Source organism: Marivivens aquimaris (genome assembly GCF_015220045.1).
GTDB lineage: Bacteria > Pseudomonadota > Alphaproteobacteria > Rhodobacterales > Rhodobacteraceae > Marivivens > Marivivens aquimaris.
Window position 1 is genome coordinate 120,047 of the sequence record NZ_JADBGB010000001.1, and the last position, 20,260, is coordinate 140,306.

Consider the following 20,260-nt stretch of genomic DNA (forward strand, 5'->3'; position numbering starts at 1 on the left):
CGGTTAGTTTGAAGGGTCACGGTGTTCCGTGAAGCGGATATCGATGCTCTGGGCCGGAAGGCCCAGGCCGAGGTCGGGCGTATAAGCGATGATCGTGGCGCCGAAGTCGGCGATCTGGGAGCCGTCGACGGGGCTGACCTGCGCCAGCGGCGCGTCACGTTCGCCGCGGAAACCGATGATCTGACCGAGGTCTTTCATCTTTGTTTCTGGCGTTTCGGTGATGGCCATCAGGCCGGTGTCGCCCGAATAGTCGTCCGGCCACATGATGAGGCACGAACGATGAACTATATCGATGGAACCTTTGACGAACGGGCCTGGTTCGCGTTCTTGCGTCACAGCAGCGCCGGTCGGGTGCGTCCAGTGGATCGTCTCGCGGGTATGGTCGGGGAAGGGCTCGAACGCCTCGGCATAATCACCGGCTTCGATGAATTCGATGATGTTGTCCGTGGACCACGTGTTGTTCACCACGCGGTGCGCTTCGGCCACTTTGGCCATCTCAGCCGTCGGCTCATTTACCTCCGAGAAACCTGCGGCTTCCATCGCGGCGATCTGGTCTTTGAAAGGCTGGGAGATGTCCGAGCAGATGTCGAACGCGGTCACGATCTGGGCGTGAGAGGTGAGGGGAAGAACCACCATAGCCGACGCGAAAAACGCAGCTACCGATTGACGGTATTGCGCAAGGTGCGGACCTGCCTGTTTTCGCGTGCTCTTCATCCGAGCGGACCTTTTTTAGCTCTGACAATCGGCCCCTGAACGGGCAATCCGATCTAACTATAGGGTTGCGGCCATCATTATCGACGCCCGCAACCTGATTTCTTACGACAATGGCGTGAAGCCTATTAGCCGTTCTGGATCGCTTTCATTACGGCTTCGCCGAGAGTAGCGGGGCTGTCTGCGACAACGATACCGGCCGACTTCATGGCTTCGATCTTGTCTTCAGCGCCGCCTTTGCCGCCTGCAACGATCGCACCGGCGTGGCCCATGCGGCGTCCCGGAGGAGCGGTGCGGCCAGCGATGAAGCCAGCGGTCGGCTTCCAACGGCCCTTTTTCTTCTGCTCGGCGAGAAACTCGGCTGCGTCTTCTTCAGCCGAACCACCGATTTCACCGATCATGATGATTGCTTCGGTTTCCGGATCGTCGAGGAACATGTCGAGGACGTCGATGTGCTCGGTGCCCTTGATCGGGTCGCCGCCGATGCCGACAGCAGTCGACTGGCCGAGGCCCATGTCGGTGGTCTGCTTCACAGCCTCATAGGTCAGGGTGCCCGAACGGGACACAACGCCGACCTTGCCGCGCTTGTGGATGTGACCCGGCATGATGCCGATCTTGCAAGCGTCAGGGGTGATGACGCCCGGGCAGTTCGGGCCGATCAGGCGCGACTTGGAGTCGATCAGAGCGCGCTTCACCTTCATCATGTCGAGCACCGGAATGCCCTCGGTGATGCAGATGATCAGTTCCATTTCCGCGTCGATGGCTTCGAGGATAGAGTCAGCCGCGAAGGGCGGCGGAACGTAGATCACCGATGCGTTGGCTTCGGTCTTTGCCTTGGCTTCGTGAACCGAGTTGAAGACCGGCAGGCCGAGGTGATCCTGACCGCCCTTGCCGGGGGTCACACCGCCAACCATCTTGGTGCCGTATGCGATTGCCTGTTCCGAGTGGAACGTACCCTGCGAGCCGGTGAAGCCCTGACAGATGACTTTGGTATTTTCGTCTACGAGGATTGCCATAATTCTTAGCCCTTCACCGCTTTAACGATTTTCTCTGCGCCGTCCGACAGGTTGTCGGCTGCGATGACGTTAAGGCCGGAGGTGTTGATGATCTCTTTGCCCTTCTCGACGTTGGTGCCTTCGAGGCGAACGACGAGCGGAACCTGGAGACCGACTTCCTTGACCGCAGCGACAACGCCTTCAGCGATGACGTCACAACGCATGATGCCGCCGAAGATGTTGACGAGGATGCCTTTGACGTTCGGGTCAGAGGTGATGATCTTGAACGCTTCGGTCACTTTCTCTTTGGTGGCGCCGCCACCTACGTCGAGGAAGTTTGCCGGCTCTGCGCCGTAGAGTTTGATGATGTCCATGGTGGCCATCGCGAGGCCAGCACCGTTCACCATGCAGCCGATTTCACCGTCGAGAGCGATGTAGTTCAGGTCGTACTTGGACGCCTGAAGTTCCTTCGGGTCTTCTTCGGTTTCGTCGCGGAGTTCCGCGATGTCGGGCTGGCGGTAGATCGCGTTGCCGTCGAAGCCGAGCTTGGCGTCGAGAACCTTGAGCGAACCGTTGGTCATGACGATCAGCGGGTTGATCTCCAGCATCTCCATGTCTTTTTCCATGAAGGCTTTGTAGAGAATGCCCATCAGCTTGACGCATTCCTTGACCTGCGAACCTTCGAGGCCGAGGGCAAATGCGATGCGGCGGCCGTGGTAGGCTTGGTAGCCGGTGGCCGGATCGACGGAGAACGAAAGGATCTTCTCGGGGGTCGACGCTGCGACTTCTTCGATGTCCATGCCGCCTTCAGTCGAGCAGACGAAGGAGACGCGCGACGATACGCGGTCGACCAGCAGGGCGAGGTACAGTTCGCGTTCGATGTCCGAACCGTCTTCGATGTAGATGCGGTTCACCTGCTTACCAGCCGGACCGGTCTGGTGGGTGACGAGGGTCTTGCCCAGCATCTTCTTGGCTTCTTCGGCGGCCTCTTCGACCGACTTTGCCAGGCGCACGCCGCCCTTTTCGCCAGCTTCGGCTTCCTTGAAGGAGCCCTTGCCGCGTCCACCTGCGTGGATCTGGGCTTTGACGACCCAGAGCGGACCGTCAAGTTCGCCTGCTGCCGCTTTGGCATTTTCGGCCTTCAGTACGGCACGGCCTTCCGAGACCGGAGCGCCGTAGCTGCGCAGGAGCGCCTTGGCCTGATATTCGTGAATGTTCATCGAGTAGTCCTCGCTGTGCTTCGCTTTGCACCCCACTAAGCACACTAAAACGGACCTTAGAACGACAAACTTAGCTGTTTGCGGTAAAACCCGACATTTGTGATCACAGTTTTTCGGGGTGTGATCACAAATTGCGAGCCCCTTAGTTCTTTAGGATATAAAGAATCAAATCAGCGGTTCGGGCGGGCGATGAAAAGCACCTGACCTCGGGGCAACATCACGGGCTGTTTGGCAATAGTCCAGTCGGTTACGGACGCCAGATGGTCGATATCGGATTCCAGAACGTGATACGGCGCACGGATGTCGTGCGTGACCACTCCGTCAGGTTGCCGATACGGGCGCGTCGATGCGACGGCGTCGGGTGCCAGAAAGACAGTGAAGAGGAACTGTTCGAGCGCGGGAAAGCGCGAAAGGTTCACGAGCGCGCGCCGGAGAAATGCGATCGGCAGGTGGGGGAAGACGGCAAAGGCGATGGCGTGGGTGATCTCTGCGGGAATGCGCGGGAAATCGAAGGTCGCGTCCTGGATCAGGTGGCTCTTGCGGAGTGCGCTCGGGTCTTCGAGTTCTTTCGCGTGACCTGCCAGCATGATGTCGCGGGAAAAGTCGGTCGCCCAGTAGTGACCGCTTTCCAGATAAGGGACCGCCTTACAGCCCAGCCGCAGCGATCCTGCGCCAATATCGAGGAGATGGTGGTGAGGCAGCAGACCCGCCTCACGCAGGATGCCCATCTGGGCACGTCCGGTTTCATCCCACCGCCCGCCGACGATGTCGCGGTGCTTTCCGTCGGCGATGGCCCGATCATAGAAACCGGGCGTCTCGTAGGGCGAAACCGGCATTTTCGTCAGCCTTTGACAGCGCGTTGCGCGATGGTGAGGCAAAGCTCGGTCGCGCGGGCCATGTCCTGAACCGAAACCCATTCGAGCGGGCCGTGGATGTTCTGCATTCCCGTGAACAGGTTGGGGCAGGGGACGCCCATCTCGGTCAGGCGCGAGCCATCGGTGCCGCCGCGGATCGGAACGGATTTGGGATTGAGGCCCAGTTCCTTCGCCGCTTCGGTCGCGAGGTTGACGGGCGTCATGTCCTTTTCCAGCCAGTAGCGCATGTTGCGGTACTGCGGGCTGATCTCGCAAGTAATCTTGGCGCGGGGTTCGGTCGCGGCGACGGCGTTACACACGTCGCGGATCATCTGGCCCTTGGCGTCCAGTCCGTCGAGTTCGAAGTCGCGGATGATGACGCGGACGGTCATTTCCGAGCTGCCGCCGTTCATATCGACCACATGGACGAAACCTTCGCGGCCCGAGGTTGTCTCGGGTGTCATCGCCCACTGAGGCAGGGTCTGCACGATCTTCGACGCGAAGTGCGTGGCGTTGACCAGCTTGTCCTTGGAGAAACCGGGATGGATGGAGACGCCCGTGACTTTGATCTCGGCACCGTCGGCAGAGAACGTCTCGAATTCGATCTCGCCGAGGCGGCCGCCGTCGAAGGTGTAGGCCCAATCGACGCCCAACTCGTCGGGCAGGCGGGGATCGACGCCGCGACCGACTTCTTCGTCAGGGGTGAAGGCCACGCGGATTTTGCCGTGCGGGATGTCCTTGTTTTCCAGCATGTGACGGGCAGCGGCCATGATGATCGCAACACCGGCCTTATCGTCAGCGCCGAGCAGCGTGAGGCCCGATGCGGTGATCAGATCGTCGCCGACTTTTTCGGCCAGATAGGGGAACTGGTCGGGCGACATCGACAGGTCGGGATTGTCGGGGAAAGTGATCGTGCCGCCGTTGTAGCCCTTGATCACGCGAGGCTTTACGTTGGTCGCGTTGAACTGCGGCGCGGTGTCGACGTGCGCGAGGAAACCAATGGTCGGGCCTTCGGCTGTGGCGGGGATGGTCGCCAGCACGACGCCGTATTCGGTGATCGTCACGTCTTCGGCGCCGATTTCAGTCAGCTCGTCGCGCAGCAGGTTCAGCATCCCGAATTGGATGTCGGTGGACGGCTGGGACATGCTGTCGATGTCAGACTGGCTGTCGATCGCAGCGTAGCGGCAAAGGCGGGTTTCGAGTTCGTCTGTAAAGTTCGTCATGGAAATCTCCTATTGCCCGAAGATCTGCGCCCGAGAGGCGCGTGTGTCAACGCGGGGCCTGCACATGCCCGTCTGCAAAAGCAAAAGGGCGACCCGTGGGCCGCCCTTCGTATTCGGTGCTGCGTGGCGATTAGGCCAGCGAGCTGTCGATCTGCTTACAAGCGTCGACGAGGCCCTTAACGGCGTCGACCGACTTGTCGAACATGACCTGCTCTTCTTTGTTGAGCTTGATGTCGATGACTTTCTCAACGCCGTTGGCGCCGATGACGGTCGGAACGCCGACGTACATGCCTTTGACGCCGATTTCGCCGTCACAGTAGGCCGCACACGGCAGAACGCGCTTCTGGTCGCGGAGGTAAGCTTCGGCCATTTCGATAGCCGAGGTCGCGGGAGCGTAGAAGGCCGAACCGGTCTTCAGCAGGCCAACGATTTCTGCGCCGCCGTCACGGGTGCGCTGAACGATGGCGTCCAGTTTTTCCTGCGAGGTCCAGCCCATGTCGACGAGGTCCGGGAGCGGGATGCCGCCAACGGTCGAGTAACGAACCGACGGTACCATGGTGTCGCCGTGGCCGCCCAGAACAAAGGCGGTGACGTCGCGCATCGACACGTTGAATTCGACCGAGAGGAAGTGACGGAAGCGAGCCGAGTCCAGAACGCCAGCCATGCCAACGACCTTGTTGGTCGGCAGACCCGAGAACTTCTGCAGAGCCCAGACCATCGCGTCGAGCGGGTTGGTGATGCAGATGACGAATGCGTCCGGAGCGTGGGCTTTGATGCCTTCGCCGACCGACTTCATGACTTTGAGGTTGATGCCCAGAAGGTCATCGCGCGACATGCCCGGCTTGCGCGGAACGCCAGCGGTTACGATGCAGACGTCAGCGCCAGCGATATCAGCGTAGTCCGCGGTGCCTTTGAAGGAACCATCAAAACCTTCGGAAGGGCCCGATTCTGCGAGGTCGAGGGCTTTGCCCTGAGCCATGCCGTCGTTGAGGTCGAAGAGAACAACGTCACCGAGTTCTTTGATTGCGGCGAGGTGGGCGAGGGTGCCACCGATCTGACCGGCGCCGATGAGGGCAATCTTGGGTCGAGCCATGAATTCCGTCCTTAATTAAGGTTGAGGTCGGGGCATGGCGTAGCCCTTTCGTTGCGTGCAATCAAGTACACGAAGGGGTAAGGCGACATTGTTCCTATATCGCTTGGGGTGTTTGCGCTAAACTTGTGCATACAATTGCACACAATGGCGTTCCGCATGAGGTGTATCAGCGGTTCGGTGATTCTTTTTAAAGGTATATTATGGACGGTACGGCATTTTGGATCGTCTCGGTCATCGCTGCGATCAGCGTCGGACTGAGCAAAGGGGGACTTGCCGCGCTGGGCACAATTGCCGTGCCTGTCATGGCTTTGGCGATCGATCCGATCGTCGCCGCGGGCCTGCTGCTCCCGGTGTTCGTGGTGTCGGATATCTTCGGCGTGTGGACCTACCGTAAGCATTTCGACAAGCAGTTGCTCATCATCTCTATCATCGGTGGAACGGTCGGTGTGGTGATCGGCGGGTTGCTGGCGTCCGTCGTGTCGGAGCATGTGGTTACGCTGTTCGTGGGCCTGATCGGGGTGCTCTTCACGCTGAACTTCATCCTTAAACGCGGGGCAGAGGTCGAGGCGGAGCCGCTGAACAAACCCAAGGGTTATTTCTGGACCGCGATTGCGGGCTTCACCAGCTTCGTCAGCCATTCGGGCGGACCGCCGTATCAGATGTTTGTGCTGCCGCTGAAATTGCCGAAAATGGTATTTGCGGGGACGATCACGCTGGCCTTTGCGTACATCAACGCGATCAAGCTGATCCCCTATGCGATGCTCGGGCAGATCAACCTGCACAGCCTTGGCGTCAGTGCGATCCTGATGGTGCCTGCGGTGATTTCTGTGTTTGTCGGGGTGCGTCTGGTGAAAATCCTGCCGGATAAGATCTTCTACAACTTCGTCATCATCGCGCTGGGGATCGTGTCGCTCAAGCTCGTCTTTGATGCCATCACAGCGATGATCTAAACGAAAAAGGGCCACCCCGAAGGGCGGCCCGAACTCTTTAAAAGAGCAAGAAGATTACATTGCGTCTTCTTCGTATTCCGGCATGGAATTCAGCGCGTCTTCAGTGGTGTTCATGTACACCTTGATGTCTTCGCCGTCTTCCTGCTTGAGGATGGTCAGTTCGTCGTACGAAACTTCAACCGACTTTTCGCCAATGCCGAGGAAGCCACCTACGTCCATGATAACAGCCTGGATCGAACCGTCTTCGTTCAGGATCAGGTCATCGATCGACGAAACAGTTTCGTTTTCAGCGTTTACAACGTCAGCGTCGATAAGCTCTTCAGCCGAGAAGTCGCCGCCAGCCATCGAGATTTCGACCCAGCCGTCCATGTAGGCGTCGCCGGTCATCTCGGTGTCAGCTGCCATACCTACGGTGGCATCTTCTTCCGACATTTCTTCAGCCATGCCGTCCGGCATTGCGTCTTCTTCGGTGTCAGCCGTCAGGTCGGTGCCTGCTTCAGCGTCCATTTCGGTGTCCGACGACATTTCTTCGTCAGCACCCATTTCTTCGCCCATGCCTTCTTCTTCGGTCGACATCTCGGTGTCGGTCTCAGCGTCGGCTTCCATGTCGGTCGAAGCGCCAGCTTCTGCGTCCATGTTTTCAGTATCGGCCGAAGTGTCCATGTCAGTCGACATTTCGGTCGATGCTGCGGTGTCGTTGGTCACGGCGGTGGTGTCGTCTTGTGCAATCGCCGGTACTGCGAGAACAAGTGCAGCGGCGGTGGTCATAAGAAGATTTTTCATAGTGACATTCCTTTAAACTCAAGGGGCGGCGCTGTGCCGCTTTGTACCGAGAAAAGCGATGGCGGAATGCTTTGGTTGCATATCAAATTTGTTTTTATGCACGGAACTTTCAACCTCAGATAGCGTTCACGCGCGCTTCCTTAGTATACGTCTTTCGCTCGCGGTGCTGCGCTGCAGCAAATTTTGCGTTGAAGTATTTGTGCGCATTTGTTCTTTTGCGAGCAACAAAGTTGCGAGGTAGAATCAAATGACCGATCGTCCGTTCCGTTCCGCCCTCTATATCCCCGGCTCGAAAGAACGTGCGCTGGAAAAAGCGCGCAACCTTCCCGTCGATGCGATCCTGTTCGACCTCGAAGATGCGGTTTCGCCGGATGAGAAAGTCGCCGCGCGCCATACGCTGAAGGAAGCACTCTATCAGGGTGGCTACGGCAATCGCTATTGCGTGGTGCGGATCAACGGCCTTGATACGGAGTGGGGCAAAGACGATGCGGCCGAAGTGGTGGAGATGGACTGTGATGCCGTCCTGCTGCCCAAGGTCAACAGCCCCGCCGACCTCGATGCGCTGGCGGCGATTACGGGCGATCTGCCGATTTGGGCGATGATCGAAACCCCGCTGGGCATCATCAACGCCGTCGCTATCGCAGCGCATCCGAAGCTCGAGGGCTTCGTGATGGGTACCAACGACCTCGCCAAGGATCTGAATACGCGCAAAGGCCAGAACCGCGAGCCGCTGCTTTATGCACTCGAAGCTGCACTTCTGGCTGCGCGTGCGTACGGCAAGGTGATCGTCGACGGCGTCTACAACGCGTTCAAGGACGACGAGGGGCTGAAGGCCGAGTGCGAGCAGGGCCGCGACATGGGGTTCGACGGCAAAACGCTGATCCATCCCGCGCAGGTCGAGATCGCGAATGCTGCGTTTGCACCCAGCGAAGCCGAGGTCGACCTTGCCAACCGTCAGATCGCTGCATTCGAGGAAGCGGCAGCAAACGGCCAAGGCGTTGCTGTTGTTGACGGAAAGATCGTTGAAAACTTGCATATCGTCACGGCTCGGGCAACACTGGCCAAGGTTGCTGCAATCGCAGCACTGGACCATTGATCGGGTCCGTGATTCCCAATTTCAGGGGGCGGCATGTTGTTACTCATTCTCGGGCTTCTTTTGTGGAGCCTGTCGCACATGCTGCGCCGTATTGCGCCAACCTATCACGCGGAACTGGGCAAGCGGGGATACCGCATGGTCGCGATCGCTTCGGGCGTCGGGATCGTACTGATGATCTTCGGCTACCGCGCGTGGGATTCCGGCCAGCTCTGGTATCCGCCTGCGGGGATGCGTCACGTCAACAACCTGCTAATGCTGATTGCGATCTATCTGTTTGCCGCTTCGGGCATGAAAACATGGGTCGCGCGCCGTTTCCGTCACCCGATGTTGACGGGCGTGATCGTCTGGGCGGTCGCGCACCTTCTGGTCAACGGGGACTGGGCGTCGGTCGTGCTGTTTGGCGGAATGCTGGTTTGGGCGCTGCTGGAAATGGCGCTGATCAACCGCGACGAACCGCAGTGGGTGCCTCCGTCGGGCGGTTCTGCTGGCAAGGAAATCGGTGCCCTCGTGGGGGCCGTGGTTGTCCTCGGCGTAATCGGCTATATCCACGGTATGCTGGGCTACTGGCCCTTCGGCTGATGCGTCCCGTGGTGGGGCGCGGCCCTACCAAGGATGTATCGCGATGAAAGCCTACCGCTTCCTTTCCGAGGACGACACTTCTCAATTCTGCCACAAGGTTTCCGAAGCTCTCGCGAAGGGCTGGGAGCTGTATGGCGAGCCTACCTACGCTTTCGATGCGAGCCGCGGCGTGATGCGCTGCGGGCAAGCCGTCGTGAAAGTGGTGGAGGGCGAGTATTCACCTGACATCAAACTGGGACAGCTATGACAAAAACCAATCCGGGACGTTTTTTCGAAGACTATCAGGTCGGGCAGGTCATCCGCCACGCGGTGCCGCGCACCATCGCAGAAGGGGAGCGGGCGCTGTACCACGCGCTCTATCCGGCGCGTCATGCGCTCTATTCCTCGGATGTGTTTGCGGGAGATTGTGGGCTTGAAGGATCGCCGGTCGATGATCTGCTGGCATTCCATGTCGTCTTTGGCAAAACCGTTCCGGATGTGTCGCTGAACGCGGTCGCGAACCTTGGCTATGCCGAGGGTCGCTGGCTGATGCCGGTCTATCCGGGCGACACGCTCCGTTCGGAGAGCGAGGTCATCGGCCTCAAGCAGAATTCCAACGGTAAAACCGGCGTCGTTTACGTCCGCACGCGCGGTTTCAACCAGACCGATGACGTGGTGATGGAATACGTGCGCTGGGTGATGGTGCGTAAACGGGACGCCGAAGCGCCCGCGCCCGAAACCGTGCTGCCAGATTTGAAAAGTGCTCTTTCGGTGGATGATCTGGTCATTCCAGAAGGCCTGACGTTCGAAAATTACGATTTCGATTTGGCGGGCGAGCCGCACCGTTGGGGCGACTACGCCGTCGGAGAGGTGATCGACCACGTCGATGGCGTCACGGTGGAGGAGGCGGAGCATATGCTCGCCACCCGTTTGTGGCAGAATACCGCGAAGGTTCACTTCGACCTGACCTTCCGCCCCGAAGGTCGCCTGATCTACGGTGGTCATGTCATCTCGATGGCGCGCGCGCTGTCGTTCAATGGCCTCGCCAATGCGCAAATGATCGTCGGCCTGAACGGCGGCGCTCACGCGAACCCGTGTTTCTCGGGAGATACCATCAAGGCGTGGTCGGAAGTGCTCGATAAAGCCGAAACCGACGTCCCCGGAGTGGGTGCGATCCGTCTGCGCCTCGTCGCGACCAAAGGCGGTTCGGCGGGCGAGTTGAAGGGCGAGGACGGCAAGTACCTTCCTCACGTCCTGCTCGACCTCGATTACTGGGCGCTCATGCCGATTTAAGGTCGGAAAAGCGACGACTTTGACGACAGATACGGCGCGAGTCGTTTTGTTATTTCGACTATTTTTGTCAGGAACTATTTTGTGATCACACATGCAAAACGTGTGATCACAAACGGAGGTGTTACCGCTAAAGGGCGCGTTTTTTGTCGCATATCACTGTTAGGATAGCGTGACAGTGCCGTTAAATGCGCTAGAAGAATACCGATGGCCCGCACCCGACTGCGGTGCAATGGCCGAACCGAAAAAGGGGATCGTCATGGCTGGAGAAACCAAGGGCGTCGAACGTCCGCTTTCGCCGCACCTGCAAATCTATCGCTGGCAAGTCCCGATGCTGACGTCGATCCTGACGCGCGTCACGGGTAACGCCCTGATCGTTACGTCCGTTCTCGTTATCTGGTGGCTCGGCGCCGCTGCGACTGGCGAAGAATACTTCAACACCGTCAACGGCATCATGACCTCGTTCATTGGTGACATCGTCATGACGCTGTCGGTACTGGGCGTCTGGTATCACTTCCTCGCTGGTCTGCGTCACCTTTACTATGACGCGGGCAAGGGCCTCGACATTCCGACCGCTGAAAAGCTGGGTTGGGCATGTCTGATCGGCTCGGTCGTTCTGACCATTCTTACCGTCATTATCGTCTGAGGGGCTGAACATGCGTTATATCACTGATCGCAAGCGCGCCGTCGGCAAAGGCGCTGCTGGTTCGGGCACCGCTCACCACTGGTACATGCAGGTCAGCGCCGCCGGCCTCGCGTTCATCGTGCCGACCTTCATCTATATCTTCGGCAATGCGCTGGGCAGCGACTATGCGACCGTCCTCGAGACGTTCTCGCATCCGATCCCCGCAATCGTGACCGGCCTGATGATCATCTTCGGTCTGCACCACTTCAACCGCGGCTTTGAGACCCTTATGCAGGACTACGCCCGCGGCCACACTCTGAAAATCTCCATCATCCTGATGACCGTATTTACCTACGGCCTGATGGCAACGGGCCTGTTCTCGCTCGCGAAACTGGCTCTGTAAGGAATAGGACCGATGGCAGCAGCTTACGAATACGAAGTTCACGAATACGACGTGGTCGTTGTCGGCGCCGGTGGCGCTGGCCTCCGCGCGACCCTCGGCATGGCCGAGCAGGGTCTGCGTACCGCGTGTATCTCCAAGGTTTTCCCGACCCGCTCGCACACCGTTGCGGCGCAGGGCGGCATTGCGGCATCGCTGGGCAATATGGGCCCCGATAGCTGGCAGTGGCACATGTACGACACCGTAAAAGGTTCGGACTGGCTCGGTGATACCGATGCGATGGAATACCTCGCTCGCGAGGCCCCCAAGGCCGTCTACGAACTGGAGCACTACGGCGTTCCGTTCTCGCGTACCGAGGAAGGCAAGATCTACCAGCGTCCGTTCGGTGGCCACACCACCGAGTTCGGTGAAGGCCCGCCCGTACAGCGTACCTGCGCAGCCGCCGACCGTACCGGCCACGCGATCCTGCACACGCTCTACGGCCAGTCGCTGAAGCAGCAGGCAGAATTCTACATCGAATACTTCGCGATCGACCTCATCATGAGCGACGATGGCGTCTGTACCGGTGTTGTCTGCTGGAAGCTCGACGACGGCACTATGCACGTCTTCAACGCCAAGATGGTCGTTCTGGCCACCGGCGGCTATGGCCGTGCGTACTTCTCGGCGACTTCGGCCCACACCTGCACCGGTGACGGTGGCGGTATGGTCGCTCGTGCCGGCCTCGCGCTTCAGGACATGGAATTCGTTCAGTTCCACCCGACCGGCATCTACGGTTCGGGCTGTCTGATCACCGAAGGCGCACGCGGCGAGGGTGGTTATCTGACCAACTCCGAAGGCGAGCGCTTCATGGAGCGTTATGCACCGCACTATAAAGACCTCGCGCCGCGCGACTACGTGTCCCGCTGTATGACGATGGAAATCCGCGAAGGTCGCGGCGTGGGCAAGGATGGCGATCACATCCACCTACACCTCAACCACCTTCCGGCGGAAGCTCTGGCAGAACGCCTGCCGGGCATTTCGGAATCGGCGAAGATCTTTGCTGGCGTCGACGTCACCAAAGAGCCGATCCCGGTTCTGCCGACCGTTCACTACAACATGGGCGGCATTCCGACCAACTACTGGGGCGAAGTGCTGAACCCGACCGCCGACAACCCGACCGCTACGGTTCCGGGCCTGATGGCAGTCGGCGAAGCTGGCTGTGCGTCGGTCCACGGTGCGAACCGTCTGGGTTCGAACTCGCTGATCGACCTCGTGGTCTTTGGCCGAGCCGCTGCAATCCGCGCCGGTCAGGTTGTCGATCCGACCAAAGCCAATCCGACGCTCAACAAGGCCGCTGTCCAGAAGGCGTTCGACCGTTTCGACGGCCTGCGCTACGCACAGGGCGGCACGCCGACCGCAGAACTGCGTCTCGAAATGCAGAAGACCATGCAGCGTGACGCTGCCGTCTTCCGTACCGCAGAGACCATGAAGGACGGCGTCGAGGCGATGACTGCCATCGCGGGCAAGCTGAACGATCTGCACGTCACCGATACCTCGCTGGTCTGGAACTCCGACCTGATGGAGACGCTGGAACTGACGAACCTCATGCCGAACGCTCTGGCCACCATCGTTGGTGCCGAAGCCCGTCACGAGTCGCGCGGTGCCCACGCTCACGAGGATCACCCGACCCGCGACGACGAAAACTGGCGCGTCCACTCGGTCATGCGTGTCGATGGCAACAACGTCGATCTGACTTATCGTCCGGTCATCGTTGATCCGCTCACCACCGAAGGTGAGGGCGGTATCAGCCTCGAAACCATCGCACCGAAGGCACGTACCTTCTGATGAAGTATGCGGCGCTTGCACTTCTGCTGGCGCTTGCCGCCTGCGGGCCTGTCTCTCCGGAGCGGGCCGCGCAGGTTTGCGAAGAAAAAGCCCGCCTTGCGCAGGGACCTACCGGCACGATCACCATCGGTAGCAACTCGCGCTCCGGCAGCTATGTCAGTGGAGAGGTCGGCATTTCGCTCGACTCCTTCTCCGGCAAGGATCCGATGGTTGTGTACGAACGCTGTGTCGTCGACATGACCGGTCAGGGGCCGATCCGGATGCCAGCATTGCGGAGCTAAAGGAACGTTATGATGAAGAAACTCGCAGCACTCAGCCTTGCCCTTCTGGCCGCCGCCGGATGCGATATGCGCCAGATCGAAAAGGCCGCCGGAAACGCCACCGTGCAGTCCGCCGAAGCTGTCGTTGTTCCGATCGTCATGCAGACCACCCTTCCGACGGGTCAGACGATCCCGTCCACCATTGCGACCGCTGTTGCCGGTTGCATCGTTACCTCCGCCAGCGACACCGAACTGGCCGCGCTTGCAGGCGCTGCTGTCACGGGGCCGACGGCCGACACGCGTTACATCGTGTCCAATATCCTTAACCGTCCAGAGACGACCGGATGCGCGGCTGCCGCGCTTTCCGGCAACTGAACAAGTGGCAGGAGCCTGAACCATGGTCCAATTCTCCCTTCCCAAGAACAGCCGCATGACGGTGGGCAAGACCTGGCCCAAGCCTGAAGGCGCGACCAACGTCCGCAAGTTCCAGATTTACCGCTGGAACCCCGATGACGGGAAGAACCCCGCGATCGACACCTACTTCGTCGACATGGACGATTGCGGTCCGATGGTTCTTGACGCTCTCATCTACATCAAGAACAAGGTCGACCCGACCCTGACGTTCCGCCGTTCCTGCCGTGAAGGCATCTGCGGTTCGTGCGCGATGAACATCGACGGCCGCAACACGCTGGCCTGTATCTACGGTCTCGACGAGATCAAGGGCGACGTGAAGATCTATCCGCTGCCGCACATGCCGGTGGTCAAAGACCTTATCCCCGACCTCACCCACTTCTACGCGCAGCACGCCTCGATCATGCCGTGGCTGGAGACCAAGACGAACCGTCCTGAAAAGGAATGGCGTCAGTCCATTGAAGACCGCAAGAAGCTCGACGGCCTGTATGAGTGCGTCATGTGCGCGTCGTGCTCGACCTCGTGCCCGAGCTACTGGTGGAACAGCGACAAGTACCTCGGCCCGGCCGCGCTGCTGCACGCCTACCGCTGGATCATCGACAGCCGCGACGAAGCCACCGGCGAGCGTCTGGACGAGCTGGAAGATCCGTTCAAGCTGTACCGCTGCCACACCATCATGAACTGCGCCAAGACCTGCCCGAAGGGTCTGAACCCCGCAGAGGCCATCGCAAACATCAAGAAGATGATGGTCGAGCGTCAGGTCTGATCCGGCACTGGAATTCAACGAAAAGCCCCGCGATTGCGGGGCTTTTTGTTTTGACGGGGGTGCATGGCGACTATGCCCGAATGGTCGTTTCACACTGCGGGGGAGGGGACTATCTGAACCGCCATGGGAGGGGACAATAGGAGACCCCGAAATGACCGCCGCTGTCGCAAAGAAAGAAGAAACCAAAGACGTCGCAAACGCTGCCGATCTGTTTGCCTATTACGAGCCGGAAACTCCGGTCCAAGCAAACACCAATGATCGCCCGCTCTCCGCTCTGGAGCAGATGTACGCGTATTACGACTGAATTCAGGTATCTGTCTGATGCAAGCCCCGCCGATTGAGCGGGGCTTTGTCGTTTCAGGCGAATGCGGCGTTTAGAGCCACTTCGACCATGTCGCCGAAGCTTTGTTCGCGTTGTTCGCTCGGGAGGGCTTCACCGGTTTTCAGGTGATCGCTGACGGTCAGCACAGAAAGAGCGCGTACACCATAGCGAGCGGCGAGGATATAGAGCTCTGCCGTTTCCATTTCGACGGCGAGAATGCCGTGACGCTCCATCTGTTCGTTCAGATCAGGGCGTTCGTCGTAGAACGTGTCCGACGAATAGATGCCGCCGATGTGGGTTTTCGCGTCCAGTTTTTCGGCTTCTTTGGCGGCAGCAGAAAGCAGCGACCAATCGGCCGTCGGCGCGAAATTCAGTTCACGAAAAATGGTGGAGGAGGGGGTTGCAACAGTGCTCGCCGTCATTGCGATAATTACGTCGCGAATGCCGACATGGTCCTGCATCCCGCCGCATGAGCCGATACGGATCAGAGTTTTGGCACCGAAATCGCGGATCAATTCATTCACATAAATTGAAAGCGAGGGCATCCCCATTCCGGAGCCTTGCATTGTGACGCGATTGCCGTTCCAGTTACCGGTGAAACCGAGCATTCCCCGTGTCCGGTTCACTTCCTTAACATCTGTAAGAAAATTTTCGGCAGCCCATTTAGCGCGGAGCGGGTCGCCCGGCAGCAAAACAGTTTCGGCGATATCACCGATTTCTGCACCAATATGTACAGTCATTTGTAGTCCTGTGCGATTTTGCAGAGAAAGTCCCTGCGTGCGTTTGAAATAAAAAAGGGCGGCACCGCCACCCTTTTTCAATCAGATCGCGAAAGTTGCGATGTCGACGCCTTTATCTTCTGCGTCTTTGACCCACTGGGGTTTGCGACCCCGGCCTGACCAGGTTTGGTCAGCATCATCGGGGTTGCGGTATTTCGCAGCTGCTTTGGCTTTCGTCTTCGGCGAAGCGTTAGCCAGTTCAATCAGCGAGAAACCATGTTCACGCGCGGCTTTCTCGGCAGCTTCCCTTGCTGCCTGAAATTCACGAGCGCCAACACGATCAAGTGCTTTTTCCACGTCGGCCTTCAGCTTGGTCAGCTCGGCACGCGACATGGAGTCCAGATCGATATCCATTTCCATCTCCTTTGGATTGGCCAAAATTGCCAATTGGATTTGAAAATGCACAGATTGAATTTGATTGGCAATGCCGAATTAGAACTTTTGTCTTATTCGGCTGCTATTTCCTTCGGCTCAACCAATAGAGCAATGTCTTTCATGATCCGGTTCAGTTCGAAATCCTTCGGCGTGTAAACTTGAGCCACACCCATTTCGCGCAGTTTCCGAGCATCGTCTTCGGGAATAATTCCGCCGGCAATAACCTGAATGTGGGTCAGATTTTCATCTTTGAGTTTTTGAAGAACTTCAGCAATCAACGGCAGGTGGGATCCGGAGAGAATTGAGAGGCCAATAACGTGTGCATTATCACGTTGTGCGGCCTCGACAATTTCGTCGGGCGTAAGACGAATGCCTTCGTAAGTGATATCCATTCCGCAATCGCGCGCGCGGGCCGCGATTTGTTCAGCGCCATTTGAATGGCCATCAAGACCGGGCTTGCCGACAATGAATTTCAGCGGGCGGCCGAGTTTGGCAGAAACATTTGCTACGAGGTCACGAATATCTTCCAAACCTTCCGTCTGGTTCGACGGGTTTTTCGAAACGCCGGTCGGCGCGCGGTATTGTCCGAAGGTCTGGCGGATCGCCTCGGCCCATTCGCCCGTCGTCACGCCAGCCTTTGCGGCAGCAATTGACGGGACCATAATGTTCGAGCCGTTACGCGCGGCGGCGGACAGATCGGCGAGTGCTTTGGTAACTGCCTCGGCGTCGCGGCCAGCTTTCCATTCGTTCAGACGGGCGATCTGTTCCTGCTCGACGGCGGGATCGACGGTCATGATGCTGTCTTCGCCGGAGGTCAGCGGCGAGGGCTCGCCCTGCTGCCATTTGTTCACGCCGACCACGGTGGTCTCGCCGCCTTCGATATTGCCGATGCGGCGGGCGTTGGATTCGACCAGTCGGCCCTTCATGTATTCGATGGCCTGAACCGCGCCGCCCATGCCATCGATGGTGGCGAGTTCTTCGCGGGCACCGGCCTTCAGTTCGGCAACCTTGCGGTCAACGGCGGGGTTATTGTCAAAGAGGTCGTCGTATTCTAGCAGGTCGGTCTCATAGGCCATGATCTGCTGCATCCGGAGCGACCACTGCTGGTCCCACGGGCGGGGCAGGCCGAGCGCTTCGTTCCACGCGGGCAGCTGCACGGCGCGGGCGCGGGCGTTCTTTGACAGAGTGACGGCCAGCATCTCGATCAGAATGCGGTAGACGTTGTTTTCGGGCTGTTGCTCGGTCAGGCCGAGGCTGTTGACCTGCACGCCGTAGCGGAACCGGCGCGTCTTGGGGTCTTCGACGCCATAGCGTTCCTGACAGATTTCGTCCCAAAGCTCCACGAACGCGCGCATCTTGCACATCTCGGTCACGAAGCGGATGCCGGCGTTCACGAAGAACGAAATGCGGCCGACCATGGCGGGGAAATGCTCTGCGGGGACTTTATTTTTGAGGTCGTCCAGTACGGCGGTTGCGGTGGCCAGTGCAAAGGCCAGTTCTTCCTCGGGCGTCGCGCCAGCCTCTTGCAGGTGGTACGAACAGACGTTCATCGGGTTCCACTTGGGAAGGTGCTCGCGCGTGTAGGCGGCGACATCCGTGATCATGCGCAGCGACGGCTTGGGCGGGCAGATGTAGGTGCCGCGCGACAGGTATTCCTTAATAATGTCGTTCTGCACGGTGCCTTGCAGTTGGGAAACGTCCGCGCCCTGTTCTTCGGCGACAGCGATGTAGAGCGAAAGCAGCCAAGGCGCGGTCGCGTTGATCGTCATCGAGGTGTTCATCTGCTCAAGCGGGATCTCGTCAAACAGCGCGCGCATGTCGCCGAGGTGGCAAACTGGCACGCCGACCTTACCGACCTCACCACGCGCAAGGCGATGATCCGAGTCGTAGCCCGTCTGAGTGGGCAGGTCGAAAGCCACGGAAAGGCCGGTCTGACCCTTGGCGAGGTTCGCACGGTAGAGTGCGTTCGATGCCTTGGCGGTGGAGTGGCCCGCATAGGTGCGGAACAGCCACGGGCGGTCTTTCTGCGATTGCGACATTATCGGCCTCCGGAGAATCTACTCGGTAATTTTATTGCGCTGATGATCTGATAGCGGAAATAAAGATGCCCTGTCAATTCGCTGCGGCGCGGCGTGACCATCTTGTCCTGCTTCGCGGTTCAGTCCAATGTCCCGCCCATGCAAATGCCTGTCACACTGCCGCTCTGGTTACTGGTTCTTATTCTGCTTTTCGCGGCGGTCACTTTCGCGTCGCACTTCCTGTTTCCGTCGGTGCGGTGGTTCTTCCGAAAACGAATGGAGCGGGCGGTTTCCAAGCTGAATACGCGCCTGCGTAAACCGATCGAGCCGTTCAAGCTCGCGCGGCGGCACGATACGATCCAGCGGTTGATCTACGATCCGAAGGTGAGCGAGGCCGTCGTCCGCACGGCCAACGTGGAAAAGGTGCCCGAGGCGGTAGCTTTCGAACGCGCCCGTAAATACGCCCGCGAGATCGTGCCGTCGTTTTCGGCCTCGGTCTATTTTGGCTTCGGAACGCGGGTGGCGCGGTGGCTGTCGAATGCGCTTTATGACATCCGGCTTGGCGAAGTAGACGACTCGGCGCTCAAGGTGATTGATGGCGAGGCGACGGTTGTGTTCGTTATCAATCACCGCTCCAACATGGACTACGTGCTGATTACCCATCTGGTCAGTCGCGCCAGCACCGTGGCCTATGCAGTGGGGGAGTGGGCGCGGGTTTGGCCGCTGTCGTGGCTGATCCGTGCGATGGGTGCGTACTTCATTCGGCGTGGGTCCAAGGGGCAGCTCTACCGCGCTGTGCTGTCGCGGTATGTGCAGATGGCTTCGCAGGCGGGTGTGACGCAGGCCTTTTTCCCCGAGGGTGGGCTGAGCCTTACCGGTAAGCCGCAAAAGCCGAAGCTGGGGATTATCAGCTACATCGTGCAGGGTTGGGAGCCTGGGAAGCGGGATGTCGTGTTCGTGCCTGTCGGTCTGAACTACGACCGTGTGCCCGAAGACAAAGTGCTCGTGCGGGCCGCCACGACAGGCGAGCGCAAGTTCCGTCCATCAGTCTGGTCGGTCATCACTTCAACGCCCGTGGTCATCTGGCGCGCGATCCGTCTGAAGTTCACGCCCTTCGGCACCGTGGCGGTTGGCTTCGGCGACCCGCTCGTGCTGTCGCGCTATCTGGATGAGGGCGGCGACGAGACGATTGACGGGATCGGCAACGAGCTCATGGGCCGCATCGCAGAGGTCATCCCGTTGGTGCCGGTGCCGCTGGTGTCCCGCGCGATCCTGTCGGGGGCGGAGACGCGGGCCGACATCTTGGCGTTCGTCAAAAATGACCTCGTGGTGGCCAAAAGCCGCAATGTCACCACGCCGCGCCGGTCGGCAGAGCAGGTGGTCGAGGATGGGCTGAAGCTGCTCGCCGCCCGAAAGCTGATCGCGAGCACGACGTCTCCTGTACCGTCGGACAGCACGCGTCCGGTCATCGAATATTACGCGGCGACTGTCGAACATCACTTCGCATCCGGCGCGTAATTTTCTTTCCAACTTTAGTCTTGGTCGGGGCAATATTTTGCGCCCGCAGCACGCTTTGCGCGTGGTTGAGTACCAATTTCCCTTTGGCTGTAAGCGTTTAGGGCCTGTATCCTCCGTTAAGCAATAAAGTTACAAATGCTGCGTTGCTATTGTTGAATTCTTGCGCGCAAGATTATATCAATTGGATAG

23 protein-coding genes are annotated in these 20,260 nt (G+C 59.1%); 13 read left to right on the top strand and 10 right to left on the bottom strand.

The window, feature by feature from the left end:
* Positions 1-3: 3 nt before the first annotated feature.
* From IF204_RS00560 to mdh, 6 genes are all read right to left on the bottom strand, one after another.
* Positions 4-714 carry a hypothetical protein gene (locus IF204_RS00560; RefSeq protein ID WP_194093836.1) on the bottom strand — a complete coding sequence of 237 codons (711 nt, stop codon included), beginning with the start codon at positions 712-714 and terminating at the stop codon, positions 4-6.
* Positions 715-839: 125 nt separating this feature from the next.
* Entirely contained in the window at positions 840-1,727 is an 888-nt protein-coding gene (sucD, locus tag IF204_RS00565; protein WP_194093838.1) for a succinate--CoA ligase subunit alpha, read from the bottom strand.
* 5 nt (positions 1,728-1,732) lie between these two features.
* Positions 1,733-2,926, bottom strand: coding sequence for an ADP-forming succinate--CoA ligase subunit beta (sucC, locus tag IF204_RS00570; RefSeq protein WP_167637485.1), 1,194 nt, complete (start codon positions 2,924-2,926; stop codon positions 1,733-1,735).
* 170 nt (positions 2,927-3,096) lie between these two features.
* The gene (locus IF204_RS00575; RefSeq protein WP_194093839.1) at positions 3,097-3,762 is read right to left on the bottom strand and encodes a class I SAM-dependent methyltransferase; all 666 of its coding nucleotides are present in this window, start codon (positions 3,760-3,762) and stop codon (positions 3,097-3,099) included.
* 5 nt (positions 3,763-3,767) lie between these two features.
* Positions 3,768-5,003: a peptidase T gene (pepT, locus tag IF204_RS00580; protein ID WP_194093841.1), complete on the bottom strand. Its 1,236-nt coding sequence runs from the start codon at positions 5,001-5,003 to the stop codon at positions 3,768-3,770.
* A 130-nt stretch (positions 5,004-5,133) separates the two neighbouring features.
* Positions 5,134-6,096, bottom strand: coding sequence for a malate dehydrogenase (gene mdh / locus IF204_RS00585; protein WP_167637488.1), 963 nt, complete (start codon positions 6,094-6,096; stop codon positions 5,134-5,136).
* Between the two features lie 200 nt (positions 6,097-6,296).
* Here mdh and IF204_RS00590 point away from each other — a divergent pair, with 200 nt between their 5' ends.
* On the top strand, positions 6,297-7,046 hold the full coding sequence (locus IF204_RS00590) for a sulfite exporter TauE/SafE family protein (protein ID WP_194093843.1): 750 nt from the start codon (positions 6,297-6,299) through the stop codon (positions 7,044-7,046).
* A 54-nt stretch (positions 7,047-7,100) separates the two neighbouring features.
* Here the strand turns inward: IF204_RS00590 and IF204_RS00595 are convergent, their stop codons facing one another.
* Complete coding sequence (locus tag IF204_RS00595; RefSeq protein ID WP_194093845.1) at positions 7,101-7,829, bottom strand: PRC-barrel domain-containing protein; 729 nt, start codon at positions 7,827-7,829, stop codon at positions 7,101-7,103.
* 247 nt (positions 7,830-8,076) lie between these two features.
* On the opposite strand from IF204_RS00595, the gene IF204_RS00600 reads away from it, so the two are divergent.
* The 11 genes from IF204_RS00600 (at position 8,077) to IF204_RS00650 (ending at position 15,363) form a co-directional block, all read left to right on the top strand.
* Positions 8,077-8,925, top strand: a complete 849-nt coding sequence (locus IF204_RS00600) for an HpcH/HpaI aldolase/citrate lyase family protein (RefSeq protein WP_194093847.1) — start codon at positions 8,077-8,079, stop codon at positions 8,923-8,925.
* Positions 8,926-8,958: 33 nt separating this feature from the next.
* The gene (locus tag IF204_RS00605; protein WP_194093849.1) at positions 8,959-9,504 is read left to right on the top strand and encodes an NnrU family protein; all 546 of its coding nucleotides are present in this window, start codon (positions 8,959-8,961) and stop codon (positions 9,502-9,504) included.
* 43 nt (positions 9,505-9,547) lie between these two features.
* On the top strand, positions 9,548-9,751 hold the full coding sequence (locus IF204_RS00610) for a DUF1737 domain-containing protein (RefSeq protein WP_167637493.1): 204 nt from the start codon (positions 9,548-9,550) through the stop codon (positions 9,749-9,751).
* The gene (locus IF204_RS00615) at positions 9,748-10,776 is read left to right on the top strand and encodes a MaoC family dehydratase (RefSeq protein ID WP_194093851.1); all 1,029 of its coding nucleotides are present in this window, start codon (positions 9,748-9,750) and stop codon (positions 10,774-10,776) included. The genes IF204_RS00610 and IF204_RS00615 overlap by 4 nt, the downstream gene beginning before the upstream one ends.
* A 256-nt stretch (positions 10,777-11,032) precedes the next feature.
* Positions 11,033-11,419, top strand: coding sequence for a succinate dehydrogenase, cytochrome b556 subunit (sdhC, locus tag IF204_RS00620; RefSeq protein WP_167637495.1), 387 nt, complete (start codon positions 11,033-11,035; stop codon positions 11,417-11,419).
* A gap of 10 nt (positions 11,420-11,429) precedes the next feature.
* Positions 11,430-11,801, top strand: coding sequence for a succinate dehydrogenase, hydrophobic membrane anchor protein (gene sdhD, locus IF204_RS00625; protein WP_194093853.1), 372 nt, complete (start codon positions 11,430-11,432; stop codon positions 11,799-11,801).
* Between the two features lie 12 nt (positions 11,802-11,813).
* The gene (gene sdhA / locus IF204_RS00630) at positions 11,814-13,622 is read left to right on the top strand and encodes a succinate dehydrogenase flavoprotein subunit (RefSeq protein WP_167637497.1); all 1,809 of its coding nucleotides are present in this window, start codon (positions 11,814-11,816) and stop codon (positions 13,620-13,622) included.
* On the top strand, positions 13,622-13,903 hold the full coding sequence (locus tag IF204_RS00635; RefSeq protein ID WP_194093855.1) for a hypothetical protein: 282 nt from the start codon (positions 13,622-13,624) through the stop codon (positions 13,901-13,903). Before sdhA ends, IF204_RS00635 begins: the two co-directional genes overlap by 1 nt.
* 12 nt (positions 13,904-13,915) lie before the next feature.
* On the top strand, positions 13,916-14,257 hold the full coding sequence (locus IF204_RS00640) for a hypothetical protein (protein WP_194093857.1): 342 nt from the start codon (positions 13,916-13,918) through the stop codon (positions 14,255-14,257).
* Positions 14,258-14,279: 22 nt separating this feature from the next.
* On the top strand, positions 14,280-15,059 hold the full coding sequence (locus tag IF204_RS00645) for a succinate dehydrogenase iron-sulfur subunit (protein ID WP_194093858.1): 780 nt from the start codon (positions 14,280-14,282) through the stop codon (positions 15,057-15,059).
* 151 nt (positions 15,060-15,210) lie between these two features.
* Entirely contained in the window at positions 15,211-15,363 is a 153-nt protein-coding gene (locus IF204_RS00650; RefSeq protein ID WP_167637501.1) for a hypothetical protein, read from the top strand.
* A 53-nt stretch (positions 15,364-15,416) separates the two neighbouring features.
* Here the strand turns inward: IF204_RS00650 and deoD are convergent, their stop codons facing one another.
* From deoD to IF204_RS00665, 3 genes are all read right to left on the bottom strand, one after another.
* Positions 15,417-16,121 (bottom strand): purine-nucleoside phosphorylase, encoded by a 705-nt coding sequence (gene deoD / locus IF204_RS00655; RefSeq protein ID WP_194098101.1) that lies wholly within the window; start codon positions 16,119-16,121, stop codon positions 15,417-15,419.
* Between the two features lie 81 nt (positions 16,122-16,202).
* Positions 16,203-16,514 (bottom strand): H-NS histone family protein, encoded by a 312-nt coding sequence (locus IF204_RS00660; protein WP_194093860.1) that lies wholly within the window; start codon positions 16,512-16,514, stop codon positions 16,203-16,205.
* Positions 16,515-16,606: 92 nt separating this feature from the next.
* Entirely contained in the window at positions 16,607-18,574 is a 1,968-nt protein-coding gene (locus tag IF204_RS00665) for a protein meaA (protein WP_194093863.1), read from the bottom strand.
* A gap of 144 nt (positions 18,575-18,718) precedes the next feature.
* Here IF204_RS00665 and IF204_RS00670 point away from each other — a divergent pair, with 144 nt between their 5' ends.
* Entirely contained in the window at positions 18,719-20,071 is a 1,353-nt protein-coding gene (locus IF204_RS00670; protein WP_322743243.1) for a 1-acyl-sn-glycerol-3-phosphate acyltransferase, read from the top strand.
* Positions 20,072-20,260 lie beyond the last annotated feature (189 nt).

Bases quoted from the DNA above. Each gene is read 5' to 3' on its own strand.
- sdhC (WP_167637495.1), top strand. From the start codon at position 11,033: ATGGCTGGAGAAACCAAGGGCGTCGAACGTCCGCTTTCGCCGCACCTG.
- IF204_RS00670 (WP_322743243.1), top strand. From the start codon at position 18,719: ATGCCTGTCACACTGCCGCTCTGGTTACTGGTTCTTATTCTGCTTTTC.
- IF204_RS00590 (WP_194093843.1), top strand. From the start codon at position 6,297: ATGGACGGTACGGCATTTTGGATCGTCTCGGTCATCGCTGCGATCAGC.
- IF204_RS00650 (WP_167637501.1), top strand. From the start codon at position 15,211: ATGACCGCCGCTGTCGCAAAGAAAGAAGAAACCAAAGACGTCGCAAAC.
- sucD (WP_194093838.1), bottom strand. From the start codon at position 1,727: ATGGCAATCCTCGTAGACGAAAATACCAAAGTCATCTGTCAGGGCTTC.
- sdhD (WP_194093853.1), top strand. From the start codon at position 11,430: ATGCGTTATATCACTGATCGCAAGCGCGCCGTCGGCAAAGGCGCTGCT.
- IF204_RS00660 (WP_194093860.1), bottom strand. From the start codon at position 16,514: ATGGATATCGATCTGGACTCCATGTCGCGTGCCGAGCTGACCAAGCTG.
- sucC (WP_167637485.1), bottom strand. From the start codon at position 2,926: ATGAACATTCACGAATATCAGGCCAAGGCGCTCCTGCGCAGCTACGGC.
- IF204_RS00560 (WP_194093836.1), bottom strand. From the start codon at position 714: ATGAAGAGCACGCGAAAACAGGCAGGTCCGCACCTTGCGCAATACCGT.
- IF204_RS00615 (WP_194093851.1), top strand. From the start codon at position 9,748: ATGACAAAAACCAATCCGGGACGTTTTTTCGAAGACTATCAGGTCGGG.
- IF204_RS00665 (WP_194093863.1), bottom strand. From the start codon at position 18,574: ATGTCGCAATCGCAGAAAGACCGCCCGTGGCTGTTCCGCACCTATGCG.
- IF204_RS00595 (WP_194093845.1), bottom strand. From the start codon at position 7,829: ATGAAAAATCTTCTTATGACCACCGCCGCTGCACTTGTTCTCGCAGTA.
- deoD (WP_194098101.1), bottom strand. From the start codon at position 16,121: ATGACTGTACATATTGGTGCAGAAATCGGTGATATCGCCGAAACTGTT.
- IF204_RS00575 (WP_194093839.1), bottom strand. From the start codon at position 3,762: ATGCCGGTTTCGCCCTACGAGACGCCCGGTTTCTATGATCGGGCCATC.
- IF204_RS00635 (WP_194093855.1), top strand. From the start codon at position 13,622: ATGAAGTATGCGGCGCTTGCACTTCTGCTGGCGCTTGCCGCCTGCGGG.
- sdhA (WP_167637497.1), top strand. From the start codon at position 11,814: ATGGCAGCAGCTTACGAATACGAAGTTCACGAATACGACGTGGTCGTT.
- pepT (WP_194093841.1), bottom strand. From the start codon at position 5,003: ATGACGAACTTTACAGACGAACTCGAAACCCGCCTTTGCCGCTACGCT.
- IF204_RS00640 (WP_194093857.1), top strand. From the start codon at position 13,916: ATGAAGAAACTCGCAGCACTCAGCCTTGCCCTTCTGGCCGCCGCCGGA.
- IF204_RS00600 (WP_194093847.1), top strand. From the start codon at position 8,077: ATGACCGATCGTCCGTTCCGTTCCGCCCTCTATATCCCCGGCTCGAAA.
- IF204_RS00605 (WP_194093849.1), top strand. From the start codon at position 8,959: ATGTTGTTACTCATTCTCGGGCTTCTTTTGTGGAGCCTGTCGCACATG.
- IF204_RS00645 (WP_194093858.1), top strand. From the start codon at position 14,280: ATGGTCCAATTCTCCCTTCCCAAGAACAGCCGCATGACGGTGGGCAAG.
- mdh (WP_167637488.1), bottom strand. From the start codon at position 6,096: ATGGCTCGACCCAAGATTGCCCTCATCGGCGCCGGTCAGATCGGTGGC.
- IF204_RS00610 (WP_167637493.1), top strand. From the start codon at position 9,548: ATGAAAGCCTACCGCTTCCTTTCCGAGGACGACACTTCTCAATTCTGC.